Here is a 15,223-nt window from a genome sequence, read left to right as displayed (position 1 = left end):
AAAGATTTGACTACAAAGAGCTATGGCGGGCCTTCGGAACCCGCAGCCGCACCTTGGTGCCCGCGCCCACCGCCGTCTCGACCACCAGCCCGTAGGCCTCGCCGTAGATCTGGCGCATCCTGACGTCCACGTTGGCCAGCCCGATGCCGTTGCCCTGGTTGCGCGGGTCGTCGTCGAGCACCTGGCGCGCGCGCTCGGGCTCCATGCCCATGCCGTCGTCCTCGACCGAGATGTGCGCCTCGGGGCCGGCGTCGCGGACCACCACCCTGACCTCGCCCTTGCCGTCGTGGCCGCGCATGCCGTGCTTGATGGCGTTCTCCACCAGCGGCTGCAGGCACAGGAACGGCACGGGCACCGGCAGCACCTCCGGCGCGACCTGCACGCTGAAGCGCAGCCTGTCGCCGAAGCGGGGCCCGCTCGAGCAGCAGGTAGCGGTCGACACAGGTGAGCTCGTCGGCCAGGGTGGTGAAGTCGCGGGCCTTGCGCAGCGCGTAGCGGGAGAAGTCGGCGAAGTCGAGGATCAGCTCGCGCGCCCTGTCGGGGTCGGTCCTGACGAACGAGGCGATCGTGGTGAGCGCGTTGTAGACGAAGTGCGGCGAGATCTGCGCGCGCAGCGCCCGCATCTCCGCCTCCATGGCCCGCTTCCTCGAGGAGTCGAGCTCGGCCAGCTCCAGCTGCCCCGACACCCATCTGGCCACCTCGGTGACCGTGCGCACCAGCGCGGCGCTCAGCTCCTCGTCGTAGGCGGCCAGCGCGCCGACCACCGTGCCCTCGACGGTTAGCGGCACCACCACCGCGCCGTACGGCTCACCGGCGAACACGTGCGGGCGGCCGGAGGCCAGGGCGGCGCGCGCGTGCGTCAGCACCTCGTCGGTGCAGGCGCCGTCCCACGCCAGCGCCGCGTCGGTGGAGGTGATCGCCAGCGCCGAGGTGCCGAGCAGGGCGCGCAGATGCCGTACGGCCCTGCGCGCCGACTCCTTGGTCAGCCCCGCGCGCAGCGACGGCGCCGCCATCGCCGCGATGTGCAGGGTCGTGAAGGTGGCCTCGTCCTTCCAGCCACCCTCGGGTAGCGCGGGACGCCGTCTGGCCAGGACGAACCCCGCGGCGAACGCCAGAGCGGCCAGCACCACGCAGGCGGTGGTCGACATGCGCGCAACGGTAGCCAATGACGCACCGTGTCCGGGCGAGAACGCTAAGGTGGCCCCTCGCCTGGCTCCTCCTGGTAGGAGTAGCGCTGTTCCCTCCACGGATCGGCCACGTTGTGGTAGCCGCGCTCCTCCCAGAAGCCCCGCCTGTCCTCCACCAGGTACTCCACCGCGCGCACCCACTTGACGCTCTTCCACGCGTACAGGTGCGGGACCACGATGCGCAGCGGGAAGCCGCGCTCGGGCGAGAGGGGCTTCTCGTCCAGGTCCGTGGCGAACAGGGTCTCGGGGGCCGAGAAGTCAGACATCCTGATGTTGGCGCTGTAGCCGTACTCGGCCCAGATCATCACGTGGCCGACCCCGTCCGCGGGCGGGGCCGCGGCCATGAGGGCCTGCGCGCTCACCCCCGCCCACTCGTTCCCCATGAGGGAGAACTTCGTGACGCAGTGGAAGTCGGCGATGACCGACGTCCTCGGCAGGCCGCCGAAGTCGGGCCAGGTGAAGCGGTGCTCCTCACCCGAGGCCGTCGCGCCGAAGACGCGGAAGTCCCAGGTGTCCTGTTTGAAGCGCGGAACCCTGCCGTAGTGGATGACGGGTCGGCCGCGTGGAACGTACTGGCCTGGGGGCAGGCGCGACTCCTCCACGATCACTCCCTCGCCGACGGTGTTCATGACCATCCTCCCATCACCACCACGGCGGCCGGGACCCGGTGCCCGGTTGCCGCGCCTCAGGCATGCGCTACTATTGGCGCACTATGCGCATCACGTTCCTGTTTTGGTATGGCGACGGACCCGGTCGGACCGTTCGCCATCTGGTGATGCGCTAGCACACACAGGCGAATCGAAGGCCCCGGGTCCACTGGACCCGGGGCCTTCGTCATTTTCAAGGAGAGAACATGGTCATCGTGATGGGCCCCGAGGCGACGCAGGGCGACATCGAGGCGGTCGTCGGCCTCGTGCAGGCGGCAGGGGTGGAGGCGTTCGTCAGCCGTGGCGTGCAGCGCACGATCGTCGGGCTGGTGGGCGATGTGACCCAGCTCAGCGCCGTCAATCTGCGCGGGATGGGCGGGGTGCGCGATGTCATGCGCATAACCGCCCCCTACAAGCTTGTGAGCAGGGAGAACCACCCCGATCGCTCGACGGTGCACGTCGGCGGGGTGCCGATCGGTCCCGACACCGTGACGCTGATCGCGGGGCCGTGCGCGGTGGAGACCCCGCAGCAGACACTGGAGGCGGCCCAGATGGCCAAGGCGGCGGGCGCGACGCTGCTGCGCGGTGGCGCCTACAAGCCGCGCACCTCGCCGTACGCGTTCCAGGGTCTCGGCGAGGCCGGCCTGCGCATCCTGGCCGACGTGCGCGAGGAGACCGGGCTGCCGATCGTGACCGAGGTCGTGGACGCCCACGACGTGGACCTGGTCGCCTCCTACGCCGACATGCTCCAGGTCGGCACCCGCAACGCGCAGAACTTCGCGCTGCTGCAGGCGGTGGGCGCCGCGGGCAAGCCGGTCATGCTCAAGCGCGGCATGAACGCCACCATCGAGGAGTGGCTGATGGCGGCCGAGTACATCGCCCAGCGCGGCAACCTCGACATCGTGCTGTGCGAGCGCGGCATCCGCACCTTCGAGACCGCCACCCGCAACACGCTCGACGTGTCGGCCGTGCCGGTCGCCCAGCGCCTGTCGCACCTGCCGGTCATCATCGACCCGTCCCACTCGGGCGGCCGCCGCGACCTGGTGCTGCCGCTGACCCGCGCGGCCATCGCGGTCGGCGCCGACGGCGTGATCATCGATGTCCACCCGCACCCTGAGCAGGCGCTCTGCGACGGTCCCCAGGCGCTGGTGGACGGCGACCTGCGCGAGCTCGCCGAGATCATGCGCACCTTCCCGCAGCTGATGGGCAAGGGTGTGGTCGGCGACGCGCTGATGGTCTGACCTCTGGGCCATGGGCTGGTACGGCCGGCGCGTCACGAACCCGCCTGCCGTACTCACGAGTAACTAAGTATTTCTCCGCATGTGTCGGAGTTCGTGGCGATCCATCATCAAGCCATGAACAAACCGATCCAGCCCACCCAGACAGCCGCCTTCTACATCCAGTCGATCCTGTCCTTCGGCCTGTCCCTGTCCGCCGTGGCGATCGGGGTCGCCTACCTGCCGGTCTCCGGCTGGATCAGGGCCTTCCTCACCGTCGGCGTCCTGTACGTGGTCACCTCGGCGTTCACGCTGGCCAAGGTGGTGCGCGACCGCCAGGAGTTCAGCGCGGTCACCACCCGGGTCGACCAGGCCAGGCTGGACAAGCTCCTGGCCGAGCACGACCCCTTCAAGGTCGACGCCTGATCCGCGCGCCGCGGCGCGCGGAGAGCTAGAGCGTGTACTCCTGGATGGAGTCGGCCAGCTGGACCGCCAGCTCCTCGGCGTCGAGGCGCTTCTCGATCAGCTTGAGGTCCTCGATCTTGGCCCTGGTCTCGGCCCGCTTGGGCGCGAGCAGCGTGCAGCAGTCCTCGTCGGGCAGCTCGGAGATCTCCAGCGTGCCGATGCGCCGCGCCTCGGCCATGATCTCCGTCTTGTCCCAGCCGATCAGCGGACGCAGGATGGGCAGCTCGACCGCGTGGTCCTGGGCGGTGATGTTCTGCAGCGTCTGCGAGGAGACCTGCCCGAGCGCGTCGCCGGTGATGAGCGCGCCCGCCCTGATGCGGTGGGCGACCTCCTCGGCCGTCTTCAGCATCAGCCGCCGCTGCGCGATCACCGCGAGCCGGTCCTGGCCGGAGTTCCTGATCGACTGCTGGGCCTTGCCGAACGGCACGACCCACAGCCGCGATTTGCCCTGGAAGCGGTCGAGCCTGCGCACGAGCGCGTAGGCCTTGTAGATCGACTCGGAGGTCGTGAAGGGGATGCCGGAGAAGTGCAGGAAGTCGACGTGGAGACCCCTGCGCATCATCCGGTAGGCGGCCACGGGCGAGTCGATGCCGCCCGACATCAGCACCAGCGCCCTGCCGCTGCTGCCGACCGGCAGCCCTCCCTGGCCCGGCAGGCCGTCGGTGAAGACGAACACCTCGTCGCGGTCGACCTCGACGAAGACGGTCAGCTCGGGGCGCTTCAGGTTGACCGGCAGTCCGTAGACGTCGTTGATGTGGCCGCCGACCAGGCGGTCGAGCTCGTTGGACTTCAGCGGGAAGCGCTTGTCACGACGGCGGGAGCGCACCGCGAAGGTGGCGCCGCGCTTGACCTCGTCGCGGTCCTTGATCAGCTCGATGGCGGCCTTGACCACGGTGTCGGGGTCCTTGGCCACCCGCCACGCGCGATGGATCCAGACCAGGCCGGGCACCTCGGTCACCCGCTGGGCGACCTGGTCGGCCACCTCGACGCCGGTGCCCGCGGGCAGGAAGATCGCGATCACGCCGTGGCGCTGCCGTACGTCGATCTTGAGGTCGAAGTCCTTCAGGGCGGCGCGGATGTTGCCGACGAGCCTGCGCTCGAACAGCTCACGGTTCTTGCCTTTCAGGACGATCTCGCCCAGCTTGAGCAGAACGCATGGCTCGCCCAGGGCGGACATCGTCATGGCGGGAACCTCCGGAGGGATGCGGGAACGCGGCGCTGTCTGCAACGCCGCGACCCACCGAGTTTAGTCCGCTCCCGCGCCCGAAAACCCCGCGCGGGGTGGGTCGTCGTCCAGGCCCTGTTCGATGGCGTAGCGGACGAGTTCGACCCGGTTGTGCAGCTGCAGCTTGTTCAGCGTGTTCTGGACGTGGTTCTGCACCGTCCGGTGGCTGAGCACGAGCCTGTCGGCGATCTGCCGGTACGACAGCCCCTTGGCCACCAGCCGCAGCACCTCCGTCTCCCTGTCGGTCAGCCGGGGCCCCTCGGCCTGTGCCGCGGGCCTGGCCGCCAGCCTGCGGTACTCCCCCAGTACCAGCCCGGCGAGGCCGGGCGTGAAGACCGCGTCGCCCGAGGCGGTGCGCGCCACCGCGTCGAGGAACTCCTCCCTGCTGGCCGACTTCACCAGGTAGCCCGACGCCCCTGCCTTCACCGCCTCCAGCACGTCCTCCTGCTCGGCGCTCGCCGACAGCACGAGGATCTTGGCGTCGCCGAGCCCCCTGGCCACCTCGGCCCCCGACAGGTCGGGCAGCTGGAGATCGAGGACGACCACGTCGGGCCTGACCGCCTCGGCCACCCGCAGGGCCTGCCGTCCCTCTCCGACGGCGGCGACCACCTCGTAGCCCGCCTCGGTCAGGTCCCTCGCCACCCCGTCGCGCCACATCGGGTGGTCGTCGACCACCATCACCCGCACCATGCCGCAACTCTAAGCACAGTCACCGGCAGGTACGGCAGGGCAGGCTCGCCCACGCCAGGGGGTGTGTGGTCACGTCGCCGGGTCTCGTCCTGATGGCCCTGGGCTTCGCCGCCCTCTGACAGCCCTGTCGACAGAGGCGGGCGGCTGGGCGGAGGGGACGGTGATCTCGACCTCGGTGCCCTCGCCGGGCGAGGAGATGATCGACACGCGGCCGCCCAGGTCCGCCACCCTGCCCTCGATCGACTGCGCCACACCGAGCCGTCCCTCCGCGCGGGCCTGCTCCAGCCGTCCCTCCTCGATCCCCTCGCCCTCGTCACGCACGCTGACCGTCACCTCACCCTCCCCCTCCTCCGCGAAGACCCACGCCCTCGCCTCCGGCCCGCAGTGCGCCCGCACGTTGTCCAGCGCCGCCCGCACGGCCGCCGCCACCTCCTCGGCCACGCTGCCGGGCAGGACGATGGGGGTGGCCGGGGTGGAGACCGTGACCTGGGCGGAGCCGTGCCTCATGAGCAGCGCCCGCAGATCGGCCGAGCCCGTCGGCGCGGGGCGGACGGCGAGCAGCTCGCGCAGCGCCGCCTCCTGCTGCCCGGCGAGCCTGCCGAGCTCGGCCGCCTCGCCGCCGATCTCCTGCCCTCGCCGCTGCACCAGCGCCAGCACCTGCAGCACCGAGTCATGGATGCCGCGCGCCAGCCGCTCCCTCTCGCGCTGCGCCGCCTCCATCTCGGCGGCCCGCTGCATGCGCTCCTCGGCCTGCTTGGCCAGGCGCGCCACGTGGCCGACGACGATGCCCGCCATGAACAGCAGCACCGCGCCGTTGAGGAGGACGGGCGAGTCCGGCCCGTTCACGCGCACCCAGAGGTCGGCTACCGCGACGATGGCCGCCGCGACCGCGCCCAGGCGGCGCCCGCCGTACACCGCCCAGGCCAGCACGGGGCTCGCGACCCAGATGGCGGGCACCGGCATGCTGCCCAGCTGGCCCTGGAACTGACCCTGTACGTACGGCGTGGCCAGCAGGCACGCGAGAGTCACCAGCATGTCGATCACCAGCAGCGGCCTGCCGCGCAGCGCCCTGACGGAGTAGGCGAAGGTCGAGGCGGCCGTCCAGAGCGCCATGACGGCGATGACCACCCAGCCCGTCAAGGGCTCGGCGAAGCCCTCGTGCTGGGCCATCAGAACGCCCGCGTACACGAGCGAGGCGACCCTGAAGACGGCGATCGCCCGCCAGAACGGTCCCTCGATTGTCATGAGTATTTCTCGCGTTTCCGACACGCCAGTTGACAGATAGTGATGCTATCCATGCAAATTGGACGTTCCGCCTGCCACAATCCGGTAGATCCCTATGGCAAGGAATCTCACAACATGTCCGCTGTTAATCATTTCACCCAGGGCCCGCTCACGCCGATCCTCGCGTACGTGATGTCGGCGATCGGGTCAATGCTCGGACTGCGGCTCACGGCCCAGGCCAACGCCTCGACAGGCTCTTCGCGCGCCCGCTGGCTCGTCGCCGCCGCCATCTCCATCGGCGGCACCGGCATCTGGGTGATGCACTTCATCGCCATGATGGGCTTCGACGTGGAGGGCACGCAGATCAGATATGACGTGCCGCTCACCGTGGCCTCCGCGCTCGTGGCCATCGTGGTCGTCGGCGCGGGCCTGTTCCTCGTCTCCTACGGCCGGGCCAGAGTGCTCTCGCTGCTGGGCGGCGGCCTGCTGACCGGCCTCGGCGTGGCCGGCATGCACTACATGGGCATGTACGCCATGAACATGTCCGCGCACGTCTCCTACGATCCGCTGATCGTGGGCGCCTCCGTCGCCATCGCGGTCGTCGCGGCGACGGTGGCGCTGTGGTTCACGGTGCAGGTCAAGCGTCCGCTCGCCATCACGGGCGCGGCGCTGATCATGGGTGTGGCCGTCTGCGGGATGCACTACACCGGCATGTTCGCGATGATGGTGCAGGTCCACCCCGAGCCCGGGCACGTGGGCGGCGCCGACGCGCTGTCGTTCCTGGTGCCGCTGATGACCGTGGTCAGCCTCATCACGCTGACCATGCTCCTGATGGTCATCCTGTCGCCGTCGGAGCAGGAGCTCCAGGAGGACGCCGAGCTGATGGCCCGCCTGGAGATGCGCCGTCAGGCCGCTGCCCGCGCCCAGACCCTGCGCTCGCCCGGCCCCTACTCCCGCACATGAGCTCGAAGGCACGGCCCGCGCGCTTCTAGCGGGCCGGGACAGAGGCGGCGCGGGCCGTACCCGGAGGGATGGAGCGGAGCAACGCTCCATCCCTCCGGGTACGGCCCGTCAACCGCTAGCCGAAGAAGACCTCGGCCTCCTCGTAGCGTTCGACCGGCACGGTCTTCAGCTCGGAGGTGGCCTCGTCGAGCCCGACGCGCACGATGTCGGTGCCGCGCAGCGCCACCATCGTCCCGAAGTCGCCCGCGTGGACGGCGTCGATCGCCTGCAGCCCGAACCTGGTAGCCAGGACCCTGTCGAACGCGGTGGGCGTGCCGCCGCGCTGGATGTGGCCGAGCACGGTCGTGCGGGCCTCCTTGCCCGTGCGCTTCTCGATCTCCTTGGCCAGCACCTCGCCGATGCCGCCAAGCCGTACGTGGCCGAAGGAGTCGAGCTCGCCCGCCTGCAGCGCCATCTGCCCCTCGACCGGGTGCGCGCCCTCGGCGACCACGATGATCGGCGAGTAGCGGGTGCGGAAGCGGGACTCGACGTACTCGCAGACCCTGTCGATGTCGAAGGGCTTCTCGGGGATGAGGATGACGTTCGCGCCCCCCGCCATGCCCGCGTGCAGCGCGATCCAGCCCGCGTGGCGCCCCATGACCTCACAGATGAGCGCGCGGTGGTGGGACTCGGCCGTGGTGTGCAGCCTGTCGATCGCCTCGGTGGCGATGTTGACCGCCGTGTCGAAGCCGAAGGTGTAGTCGGTGCCCGACAGGTCGTTGTCGATGGTCTTGGGCACGCCGACCACCTTGACCCCGCGATCGAACAGCTGACGGGCGACGCCGAGGGTGTCCTCGCCACCGATCGCGATCAGCGCGTCGACCCCGCCTGCGGCCAGATTGTCCTTGATACGGTCGACGCCACCTTCAATCTTGATGGGGTTGGTGCGGGACGAGCCGAGGATCGTGCCGCCACGCGGCAGAATGCCCCGTACGGCTTGGATGTCCAGCGGCATCGTGTCGCCCTCGAGGGGGCCGCGCCAGCCATCCTTGAATCCGACGAACTCATGCCCGTAAACACTGACACCCTTGCGGACAACGGCCCTGATCACAGCGTTGAGACCGGGGCAGTCTCCGCCTCCGGTGAGCACTCCAATACGCATGGCGGGTTCCTCCCGATGGGATTCACGACCAAACTAATGGGGCGGTGCGATCGGCGTATCGCCGACGCAACGCATTGTGCCCCTTGGCACGGACAATGGTCTAGACCAAAAGGTGAGGCGCCGTGAGCGTTTTGGCGATAGACGCAGGCACAACAGGCGTGACCGCGCTGATCGTCACCGAGGAGGGGCGGATCGAATCGCGGGGATACGAGGAGTTCGCCCAGCATTTCCCGCAGCCCGGGTGGGTGGAGCACGCGCCCGAGGAGATCTGGCAGGCGACGCTCGCGGCCTGCCGTACGGCCCTGGACGGGGCGTCGGCGACCCCCACCTGTGTCGGCCTCACCAACCAGAGGGAGACGGCGGTCCTGTGGGACCGGCGCACGCTGGCCGCGCCGCGCCGCGCGGTCGTCTGGCAGGACAGGCGCACCTCGGGCATCTGCGCGCGCCTGCGCGAGGAGGGTCACGAGCCTCGCGTCTCGGAGCTGACGGGCCTGCGCCTCGACCCCTACTTCACCGCGACCAAGCTGACCTGGCTGCGCGAGAACGACCCCAGGGCATGGGCGGACGGCGTCGTGGCCGGCACCGTCGACTCCTACTTGATCGCCAGGCTGACCGCGGGCGCCAGGCACGTGACCGACCCCTCCAACGCCTCCCGCACCCTGCTGTACGGCCTGGCCTCCGGCGGCTGGGAGCCCGAGCTGTGCGAGCTGTTCGGCGTTCCCGAGGAGGCCCTTCCCGAGATCGTTCCGAACTACGGCGAGATCGGCAGGACTGCCCCCGAGGCCTTCCTCGGGCTCGACCTGCCGATCACCGGCATGGCGGGCGACCAGCAGGCCGCGCTGTTCGGCCAGACCTGCTTCTCCGCGGGCGACGTCAAATGCACCTACGGCACGGGCTCCTTCCTGCTGGTCAACACCGGCGACGAGATCGTCCGCTCCGAGGCGGGGCTGCTGACCACGGTGGCGTGGCAGACCCCCTCGGGCGAGCGCACCTACGCGCTGGAGGGCGCGATCTTCGTGACAGGGGCCGCGGTGCAGTGGCTGCGCGACGGGCTCGGCCTGATCAACACCGCGCCCGAGTCGGAGGCGGTGGCCCGGACGGTCCCCGACAGCGGCGGCGTGGTGTTCGTCCCCGCGCTGACCGGCCTCGGCGCGCCGCACTGGGATCCCGAGGCGCGCGGCACGATCACGGGCATCACCCGCGGCACCACCAGGGCCCACCTGGTGCGCGCGACGCTGGAGGCCATCGCCTTCGAGGTGCGCGACGTGGTGGAGACGATGCCGCCGGTGGCGGCGCTGAAGGCCGACGGCGGCGCCAGCTCCAACGACCTGCTGATGCAGTTCCAGGCCGACCAGCTGGGCATCGCGGTGGAGCGCCCCGTGATCCAGGAGACGACGGCGCTGGGCGCGGCCTTCCTCGCGGGCCTCGGCTCGGGCCTGTGGTCCTCCACCGAGCAGCTGCGCAAGACCTGGCAGCTCGATCGCCGCTTCGAGCCGGGCGCGCGCGACGACGCGGCCTACGAGCGGTGGCAGGGCGCCGTACGGCGTTCGCGAGCGTGAGCCGATCGTCAACTCAGGGTTGACGGCCTATGGCCGTCAACCTATGGTTGACGCATGGAGACGAACGTCAAGCTCGACGACCTCATCAACGCCGTCAAGACCAGCGGCCCCGACCCGCTGACCCGGCTGTCCAACGCGGTCGTGCTCGGCGAGCACCTCGGCGAGGTCGCCGACCACCTCATCGGCCACTTCGTCGACCAGGCCCGCCACGCCGGAGCGTCGTGGACCGACATCGGCAGGAGCATGGGTGTGACCAAGCAGGCCGCCCAGAAGCGGTTCGTGCCCAAGGACGGGGCGAACCTGATCGAGGAGATGCGCAACTACACGCGCTTCACCGAGCGCGCCCGCCACGTGGTCGTCGCGGCGCAGGAGGAGGCGCGCACCGCCGCCAGGGACCACATCGAGCCCGAGCACCTGGCCCTCGGCCTGCTGCACGAGCCCGAGGGCCTGGCCGTCAAGATCATGGAGCTTCTCGGCGCCTCGCCCGACGCGGTGCGGGAGGCCATGACGACCACCTCCGAGAGGCAGGAGGCGACGCCCGAGAAGATCCCCTTCTCCGGTCAGTCGAAGAAGGTGCTCGAACTCACGCTGCGCGAGGCGCTGCGCCTGGGCCACAACTACGTGGGCACCGAGCACATCCTGCTCGGTCTGCTCTCACTGGAGGAGGGACCCGTGGCGGACGGCTTCGCCCGCCTCGGCGTCGCCAAGCAGGCGGTGGAGGAGCGGCTCGAGCAGCTGCTCGGGGGGATCCGAGGCGAGGCCTGAGTCACCTCCTGCGGGCGGTCACCACGCCGCCCGCACGGGACCGCTGATCGGCCCTACCAGGGCAGCACGCACGCGGGCGCGGCGACCTCGAACCTCTCCTCGGCAGGGCCCGGCAGGCCGTTGACCAGTGGGAGGAGCGCGACGGTGTTGCTCGTCTGGTTGGCGACGTACATCGTGTCGCCGTCGATGGCGAAGTGCCTGGGCCAGCTTCCCCCGCTGGGCACCTCCGCGACCTTGCCCAGGTCGTCGGCGCGCAGCACGGAGACGGTGTCGGGGCCCCTGTTGCCGACGTAGAGGTAGGCGCCCGCCACCTCGATGTGCGAGGGGTAGTTGGTGCCCGGCTCGTCGCTGGCGAAAACGGCGGCCACCTCGTTCCACTCGGCGTCATAGGTGCGCACCATGGCGTCGAGTTCGCCGGCCACGTGGCAGCGACCACCCTCGAAGACCAGGTGACGCGGGCCGGTCCCCGGGGGCAGCTTCACCGGCGCCAGCTCGGCGCCCGCGAGGGTGTAGCGGCGGATCTCGTCCGTGCCGAGGTCGGTCACGTGCAGCAGGTCGTCGTGGAAGGTGGCCTGGTGGGCGTGCGAGCACTCCTGCCGCTCGGCCACCGGCCCGGAGCCCGCGTGCCTGAGCACCACCGGCTCCCCCGCGAAGTCGCCGGACTCGTCGAGCCGGTGCAGGCTCACCGTGCCGTCGGCGTAGTTGGCCACGGCCAGCACCTCGCCGTCCGGATGCACGGCCAGGTGGCACGGCTGCGAGCCCTCGCTGGAACGCTCGGCCAGCGGCGTGAGCACGCCGTCGGCCATGGTGTAGGCGCTGACGAGCCCGTTGTCGGCCTCGCCCACCGCGTAGAGCACCGCGAGCGTGGGATGCGGGGCCAGGAAGGAGGCCTTCTGCGCGGCGACGCCCGCGATCACTGCCAGGTCGGGATTGACGGTCACGAGGTCGGGGCCATATCCGCCGACAAAGAGGTGCTTCACAGCGCACATCCTTTCATGCTTGACTATGTCAATGAACTCGTTGACGGAAGCAAGGATTGAGGAGATCAGGGCCTTCAATCGCTTCTACACCAAGGTGATCGGCGTCCTGCAGTCCGGCATGCTCGATTCGCCCTACTCCCTCACGGAGGCGAGGGTGCTGTTCGAACTCGCCCAGGCCGAGGGCCTGGCGATGGAGGCGGGAGAGCTGCGCAGGCTGCTCGACCTCGACGCCGGCTACCTGAGCAGGATCCTGACCAGGTTCTGCAACGACGGGCTGATCGTCAGGGAGCGCTCGGCGACCGACGCGCGCAGGCAGATCGTCAGCCTCACCGAGGCGGGCTCGCTCACCTTCGCCAGGCTCGACCAGCGGCAGGCCGAGGAGATCGCCACGCTGCTCGAAGGGCTGAGCGAGGAGGATCGAGGGCGACTGGGCGCGAGCATGGCGACGATCCGCTCGGTGCTCGACCGCTCGGCCGCCCCGCGCGGGCCGTACGTCATCAGAGCCCCCCGCGCGGGCGACCTCGGCTGGGTCGTCTGGCGCCACGGATCGTTCTACAGCCAGGAGTACGGCTGGGGTCTCGACTTCGAGAAGCTGGTGGCGGGCATCGTCAGCGCCTACGACCCCGCGCGCGACGCGGGCTGGATCGCCGAGATCGACGGCACGCCCGTCGGCTCGGTGTTCTGCATGCACAAGGACGACACCACGGCCCAGCTGCGGATGCTCATGGTCGAGCCGTCGGCCAGAGGGCTCGGGCTCGGCGGCAGGCTGGTCGAGGAGTGCCTGCGCCACGCCAGGGAGTCGGGCTACAAGCGGATCATGCTCTGGACCCGCGACTGCCTCGTGAGCGCGCGCAGAATCTACCAGGCGGCGGGCTTCGCTCTCGAGTCGGAGGAGAAGGCGGTCGAGAACGGCGTCGAGGTGGTCGAGCAGGTCTGGACGCGCGACCTATGAGCGGGCGCGGACGGCGACGGCGCGCGAACTGAGGTAGCGGCGTTCGGGGTCGCTCAGCGTCGCCTTCGCGGCCAGCTCGTAGCCGGCCGCGGCGCCCTCCCTGTCACCCGCCAGCTCCAGCAGGTGGGCCCGCACCGCGTGCACCCTGTGGTGTCCCGCGAGGGCGGGTTCGGACTCGGCCCTCGCCAGCTCCTCCAGCGCCACCGAGGGCCCCGAGACCATCGCCAGCGCCACGATCCTGTTGAGCGTGACCATGGGGCCGGGCGCGAGCGCCCGCAGCAGGTCGTACAGGCCGAGGATCTGCCGCCAGTCGGTCTCCTCCGCCGTCGCGGCCCCGTCGTGCACCGCCGCGATCGCGGCCTGCACCTGGTAGGGCCCGATGGGGGCGGTGGCCAGCGTCCTGGTCAGCAGCGCGTCGCCCTCGGCGATCGCCGCCGAATCCCACAGGCCGCGCTCCTGCTCGGCCAGCGGCACCAGCGTGCCGTCGTCGCGCACTCTGGCGGGACGGCGGGCGTCGGTGAGCAGCATCAGCGCGAGCAGCCCCGCCACCTCGCCCTCCGAGGGCAGGCGGGCGTGCAGCTGCCTGGTCAGCCTGATCGCCTCCCCGCTCAGCTCGACCCTGTTCAGCGAGGGCCCCGAGCTCGCCGTGTAGCCCTCGTTGAAGATCAGGTAGAGGACCTCCAGGACGGCCGGCAGCCGCCCAGAGGGCGGCATGGAGAAGGAGGACCCGCTGGCCCTGATGCGCTGCTTGGCCCTGCTGATGCGCTGCGCCACGGTCGCCTCCGGCACCAGGAAGGCCCTGGCGATCTCGGCCGTGGTCAGTCCGCCCACCGCGCGCAGCGTCAGCGCCACCTGCGAGTCGGGCGTCAGCGCGGGGTGGCAGCACATCTGCAGCAGGGTCAGCGTGTCGTCGGCCGCGGGGACGGCGCCCGCGGGCGGCTCCATCGCCGCCGCGCTCTCCTCCCTGCGCCGCCGCGCCGCCTCGTTGCGCCACAGCTCGATCCTGCGCCTGGAGGCGACCATGATCAGCCAGCCCTTGGGATCGCGGGGCAGGCCCTCCTGCTTCCACTGCACGGCGGCGGCCAGCAGCGCCTCCTGCACCGCGTCCTCGCAGGAGTCGAAGTCGCCGTAGCGCCGCACGAGCGCGCCGAGCACCTGCGGAGTCAGCTCACGCAGCAGCCCCTCGACGCTCACGGAAGCTCCATCACCGGCCGCACCTCGACCATGCCGAAGGCGGCCTCGGGGATGAGGGAGGCCCGCTCTACGGCGCGCTCGAAGCTCTCGCACTCCAGCAGGTAGAAGCCCGCCAGATGCTCCTTGACCTCGGCGAAGGGTCCGTCGGTCGTGGTGGTCACGCCCTCGCGGGCCAGCACTCTCCTGCCCTGCGAGGGGTCGGCCAGCGCCTCTGACACGATCAGCTCGCCCGAGGCGGCGAACTCCTCGTCGAGCGCGGCGTAGGCCCTCCAGCCCTCGGCGCGCTGCTCGTCGGAGAACTCGCTCCACAGCCGCCGGGTGGCCGGATTGTTGTAGATCAGGATCAGATACTTCATCTGCCGACCTTATGGGAGGACGCACATGACCCTGGAGGACTTTCTCGTCCGCGCGGCCGAGGGCAGGCCGCCGGCCGCCGACGGCACGGTGACGATCGTGGCGCAGCCCAGCCCACGCGACATGGGCGTCATCGCCTTCACCGGGCACAGCGTGGTCTTCGCCGACCTCGACACCCGGTGGCTGCGCGACCGGCTGCCCGAGGGCGACCTGTCCGCGCCGCTGAACCCGCCGTTCCTGCGGGCCCTGGAGCTGGAGACGGGCCGCGCGGTCGACAACGTGGACGTGCTCGCCCTCGGTCTGCCCGAGCGGGGGCCGCTCCCCTCCTGGCTGACCGAGGTCACCGGCCACGACCACCCGAGGGTGGCGCGCGCGATGCGGCACCGCTCGGCCGTACGGGTGTGGGTGTGCGAGGAGGGCCTGCTGTCGATCGGCAGGGGCGTCGCGGGGCGGTGGGAGGCGGCGGTCGAGGTCGCGCCCGAGCACAGGGGGCGCGGCGCGGGCAGGCGGCTCGCGCTGGCGGCCCGCCGGCTGTGCGACGCGCCGCTGTGGGCGCAGATCGCGCCGGGCAACGCCGCGAGCCTGCGCGCCTTCCTCGCGGCGGGCTTCGCGCCCATGGGCGCGGAGGCGCTCCTCGTCGCAGCGGAAAGTCGGTAAACT

At 70.7% G+C, this 15,223-nt stretch carries 16 protein-coding genes and 1 pseudogene; 7 read left to right on the top strand and 10 right to left on the bottom strand.

Annotated elements, in window-relative coordinates; all coding sequences use genetic code 11:
- Window positions 1-10 precede the first annotated feature (10 nt).
- From FHR33_RS52965 to FHR33_RS39075, 3 genes and pseudogenes are all read right to left on the bottom strand, one after another.
- Window positions 11-298 (bottom strand): sensor histidine kinase, encoded by a 288-nt coding sequence (locus FHR33_RS52965; protein WP_312895925.1) that lies wholly within the window; start codon window positions 296-298, stop codon window positions 11-13.
- Window positions 299-470: 172 nt separating this feature from the next.
- Window positions 471-623, bottom strand: a pseudogene (locus FHR33_RS52960) (histidine kinase); the annotation flags it as partial.
- A gap of 569 nt (window positions 624-1,192) precedes the next feature.
- Window positions 1,193-1,816 (bottom strand): molybdopterin-dependent oxidoreductase, encoded by a 624-nt coding sequence (locus FHR33_RS39075; RefSeq protein ID WP_183658866.1) that lies wholly within the window; start codon window positions 1,814-1,816, stop codon window positions 1,193-1,195.
- 224 nt (window positions 1,817-2,040) lie between these two features.
- On the opposite strand from FHR33_RS39075, the gene aroF reads away from it, so the two are divergent.
- Together aroF and FHR33_RS39065 are read left to right on the top strand one after the other, a co-directional pair.
- Window positions 2,041-3,075, top strand: a complete 1,035-nt coding sequence (gene aroF, locus FHR33_RS39070) for a 3-deoxy-7-phosphoheptulonate synthase (protein WP_183658864.1) — start codon at window positions 2,041-2,043, stop codon at window positions 3,073-3,075.
- A gap of 114 nt (window positions 3,076-3,189) precedes the next feature.
- Complete coding sequence (locus FHR33_RS39065; protein WP_183658862.1) at window positions 3,190-3,477, top strand: YiaA/YiaB family inner membrane protein; 288 nt, start codon at window positions 3,190-3,192, stop codon at window positions 3,475-3,477.
- 25 nt (window positions 3,478-3,502) lie between these two features.
- On the opposite strand, the gene thiI is transcribed toward FHR33_RS39065, so the two are convergent.
- The 3 genes from thiI to macS form a co-directional block, all read right to left on the bottom strand.
- Window positions 3,503-4,699 carry a tRNA uracil 4-sulfurtransferase ThiI gene (gene thiI / locus FHR33_RS39060; protein WP_183658860.1) on the bottom strand — a complete coding sequence of 399 codons (1,197 nt, stop codon included), beginning with the start codon at window positions 4,697-4,699 and terminating at the stop codon, window positions 3,503-3,505.
- A gap of 63 nt (window positions 4,700-4,762) precedes the next feature.
- Window positions 4,763-5,431 carry a response regulator gene (locus FHR33_RS39055; RefSeq protein WP_183658858.1) on the bottom strand — a complete coding sequence of 223 codons (669 nt, stop codon included), beginning with the start codon at window positions 5,429-5,431 and terminating at the stop codon, window positions 4,763-4,765.
- A 69-nt stretch (window positions 5,432-5,500) separates the two neighbouring features.
- Window positions 5,501-6,676 (bottom strand): MacS family sensor histidine kinase, encoded by a 1,176-nt coding sequence (macS, locus tag FHR33_RS39050; protein ID WP_183658856.1) that lies wholly within the window; start codon window positions 6,674-6,676, stop codon window positions 5,501-5,503.
- Between the two features lie 114 nt (window positions 6,677-6,790).
- Here macS and FHR33_RS39045 point away from each other — a divergent pair, with 114 nt between their 5' ends.
- On the top strand, window positions 6,791-7,618 hold the full coding sequence (locus FHR33_RS39045) for an MHYT domain-containing protein (protein ID WP_183658855.1): 828 nt from the start codon (window positions 6,791-6,793) through the stop codon (window positions 7,616-7,618).
- A 115-nt stretch (window positions 7,619-7,733) separates the two neighbouring features.
- On the opposite strand, the gene FHR33_RS39040 is transcribed toward FHR33_RS39045, so the two are convergent.
- Window positions 7,734-8,759: a 6-phosphofructokinase gene (locus tag FHR33_RS39040; protein ID WP_183658853.1), complete on the bottom strand. Its 1,026-nt coding sequence runs from the start codon at window positions 8,757-8,759 to the stop codon at window positions 7,734-7,736.
- Window positions 8,760-8,881: 122 nt separating this feature from the next.
- Between FHR33_RS39040 and FHR33_RS39035 the strand changes: the two genes are divergently transcribed.
- Both FHR33_RS39035 and FHR33_RS39030 read left to right on the top strand, forming a co-directional pair.
- Window positions 8,882-10,318, top strand: a complete 1,437-nt coding sequence (locus FHR33_RS39035) for an FGGY family carbohydrate kinase (RefSeq protein WP_183658851.1) — start codon at window positions 8,882-8,884, stop codon at window positions 10,316-10,318.
- Window positions 10,319-10,372: 54 nt separating this feature from the next.
- The gene (locus FHR33_RS39030) at window positions 10,373-11,083 is read left to right on the top strand and encodes a Clp protease N-terminal domain-containing protein (protein ID WP_183658850.1); all 711 of its coding nucleotides are present in this window, start codon (window positions 10,373-10,375) and stop codon (window positions 11,081-11,083) included.
- Between the two features lie 53 nt (window positions 11,084-11,136).
- On the opposite strand, the gene FHR33_RS39025 is transcribed toward FHR33_RS39030, so the two are convergent.
- Window positions 11,137-12,063 carry a lactonase family protein gene (locus tag FHR33_RS39025; protein ID WP_183658848.1) on the bottom strand — a complete coding sequence of 309 codons (927 nt, stop codon included), beginning with the start codon at window positions 12,061-12,063 and terminating at the stop codon, window positions 11,137-11,139.
- Between the two features lie 31 nt (window positions 12,064-12,094).
- Between FHR33_RS39025 and FHR33_RS39020 the strand changes: the two genes are divergently transcribed.
- On the top strand, window positions 12,095-13,015 hold the full coding sequence (locus FHR33_RS39020) for a bifunctional helix-turn-helix transcriptional regulator/GNAT family N-acetyltransferase (RefSeq protein ID WP_183658846.1): 921 nt from the start codon (window positions 12,095-12,097) through the stop codon (window positions 13,013-13,015).
- On the opposite strand, the gene FHR33_RS39015 is transcribed toward FHR33_RS39020, so the two are convergent.
- Together FHR33_RS39015 and FHR33_RS39010 are read right to left on the bottom strand one after the other, a co-directional pair.
- Window positions 13,010-14,209 (bottom strand): RNA polymerase sigma factor, encoded by a 1,200-nt coding sequence (locus FHR33_RS39015; protein WP_183658844.1) that lies wholly within the window; start codon window positions 14,207-14,209, stop codon window positions 13,010-13,012. The two genes, FHR33_RS39020 and FHR33_RS39015, sit on opposite strands and share 6 nt — an antisense overlap.
- Complete coding sequence (locus tag FHR33_RS39010; protein ID WP_183658842.1) at window positions 14,206-14,565, bottom strand: YciI family protein; 360 nt, start codon at window positions 14,563-14,565, stop codon at window positions 14,206-14,208. The genes FHR33_RS39015 and FHR33_RS39010 overlap by 4 nt, the downstream gene beginning before the upstream one ends.
- A gap of 25 nt (window positions 14,566-14,590) precedes the next feature.
- On the opposite strand from FHR33_RS39010, the gene FHR33_RS39005 reads away from it, so the two are divergent.
- Entirely contained in the window at window positions 14,591-15,220 is a 630-nt protein-coding gene (locus tag FHR33_RS39005; protein ID WP_183658840.1) for a GNAT family N-acetyltransferase, read from the top strand.
- The last annotated feature ends 3 nt before the right edge of the window (window positions 15,221-15,223 follow it).

This window comes from Nonomuraea dietziae, from assembly GCF_014195505.1.
In the GTDB taxonomy this organism is placed as follows: domain Bacteria; phylum Actinomycetota; class Actinomycetes; order Streptosporangiales; family Streptosporangiaceae; genus Nonomuraea; species Nonomuraea roseola.
Note: the sequence above shows the minus strand (reverse complement) of the source record. Positions and strands in the feature narration are given on the sequence as shown.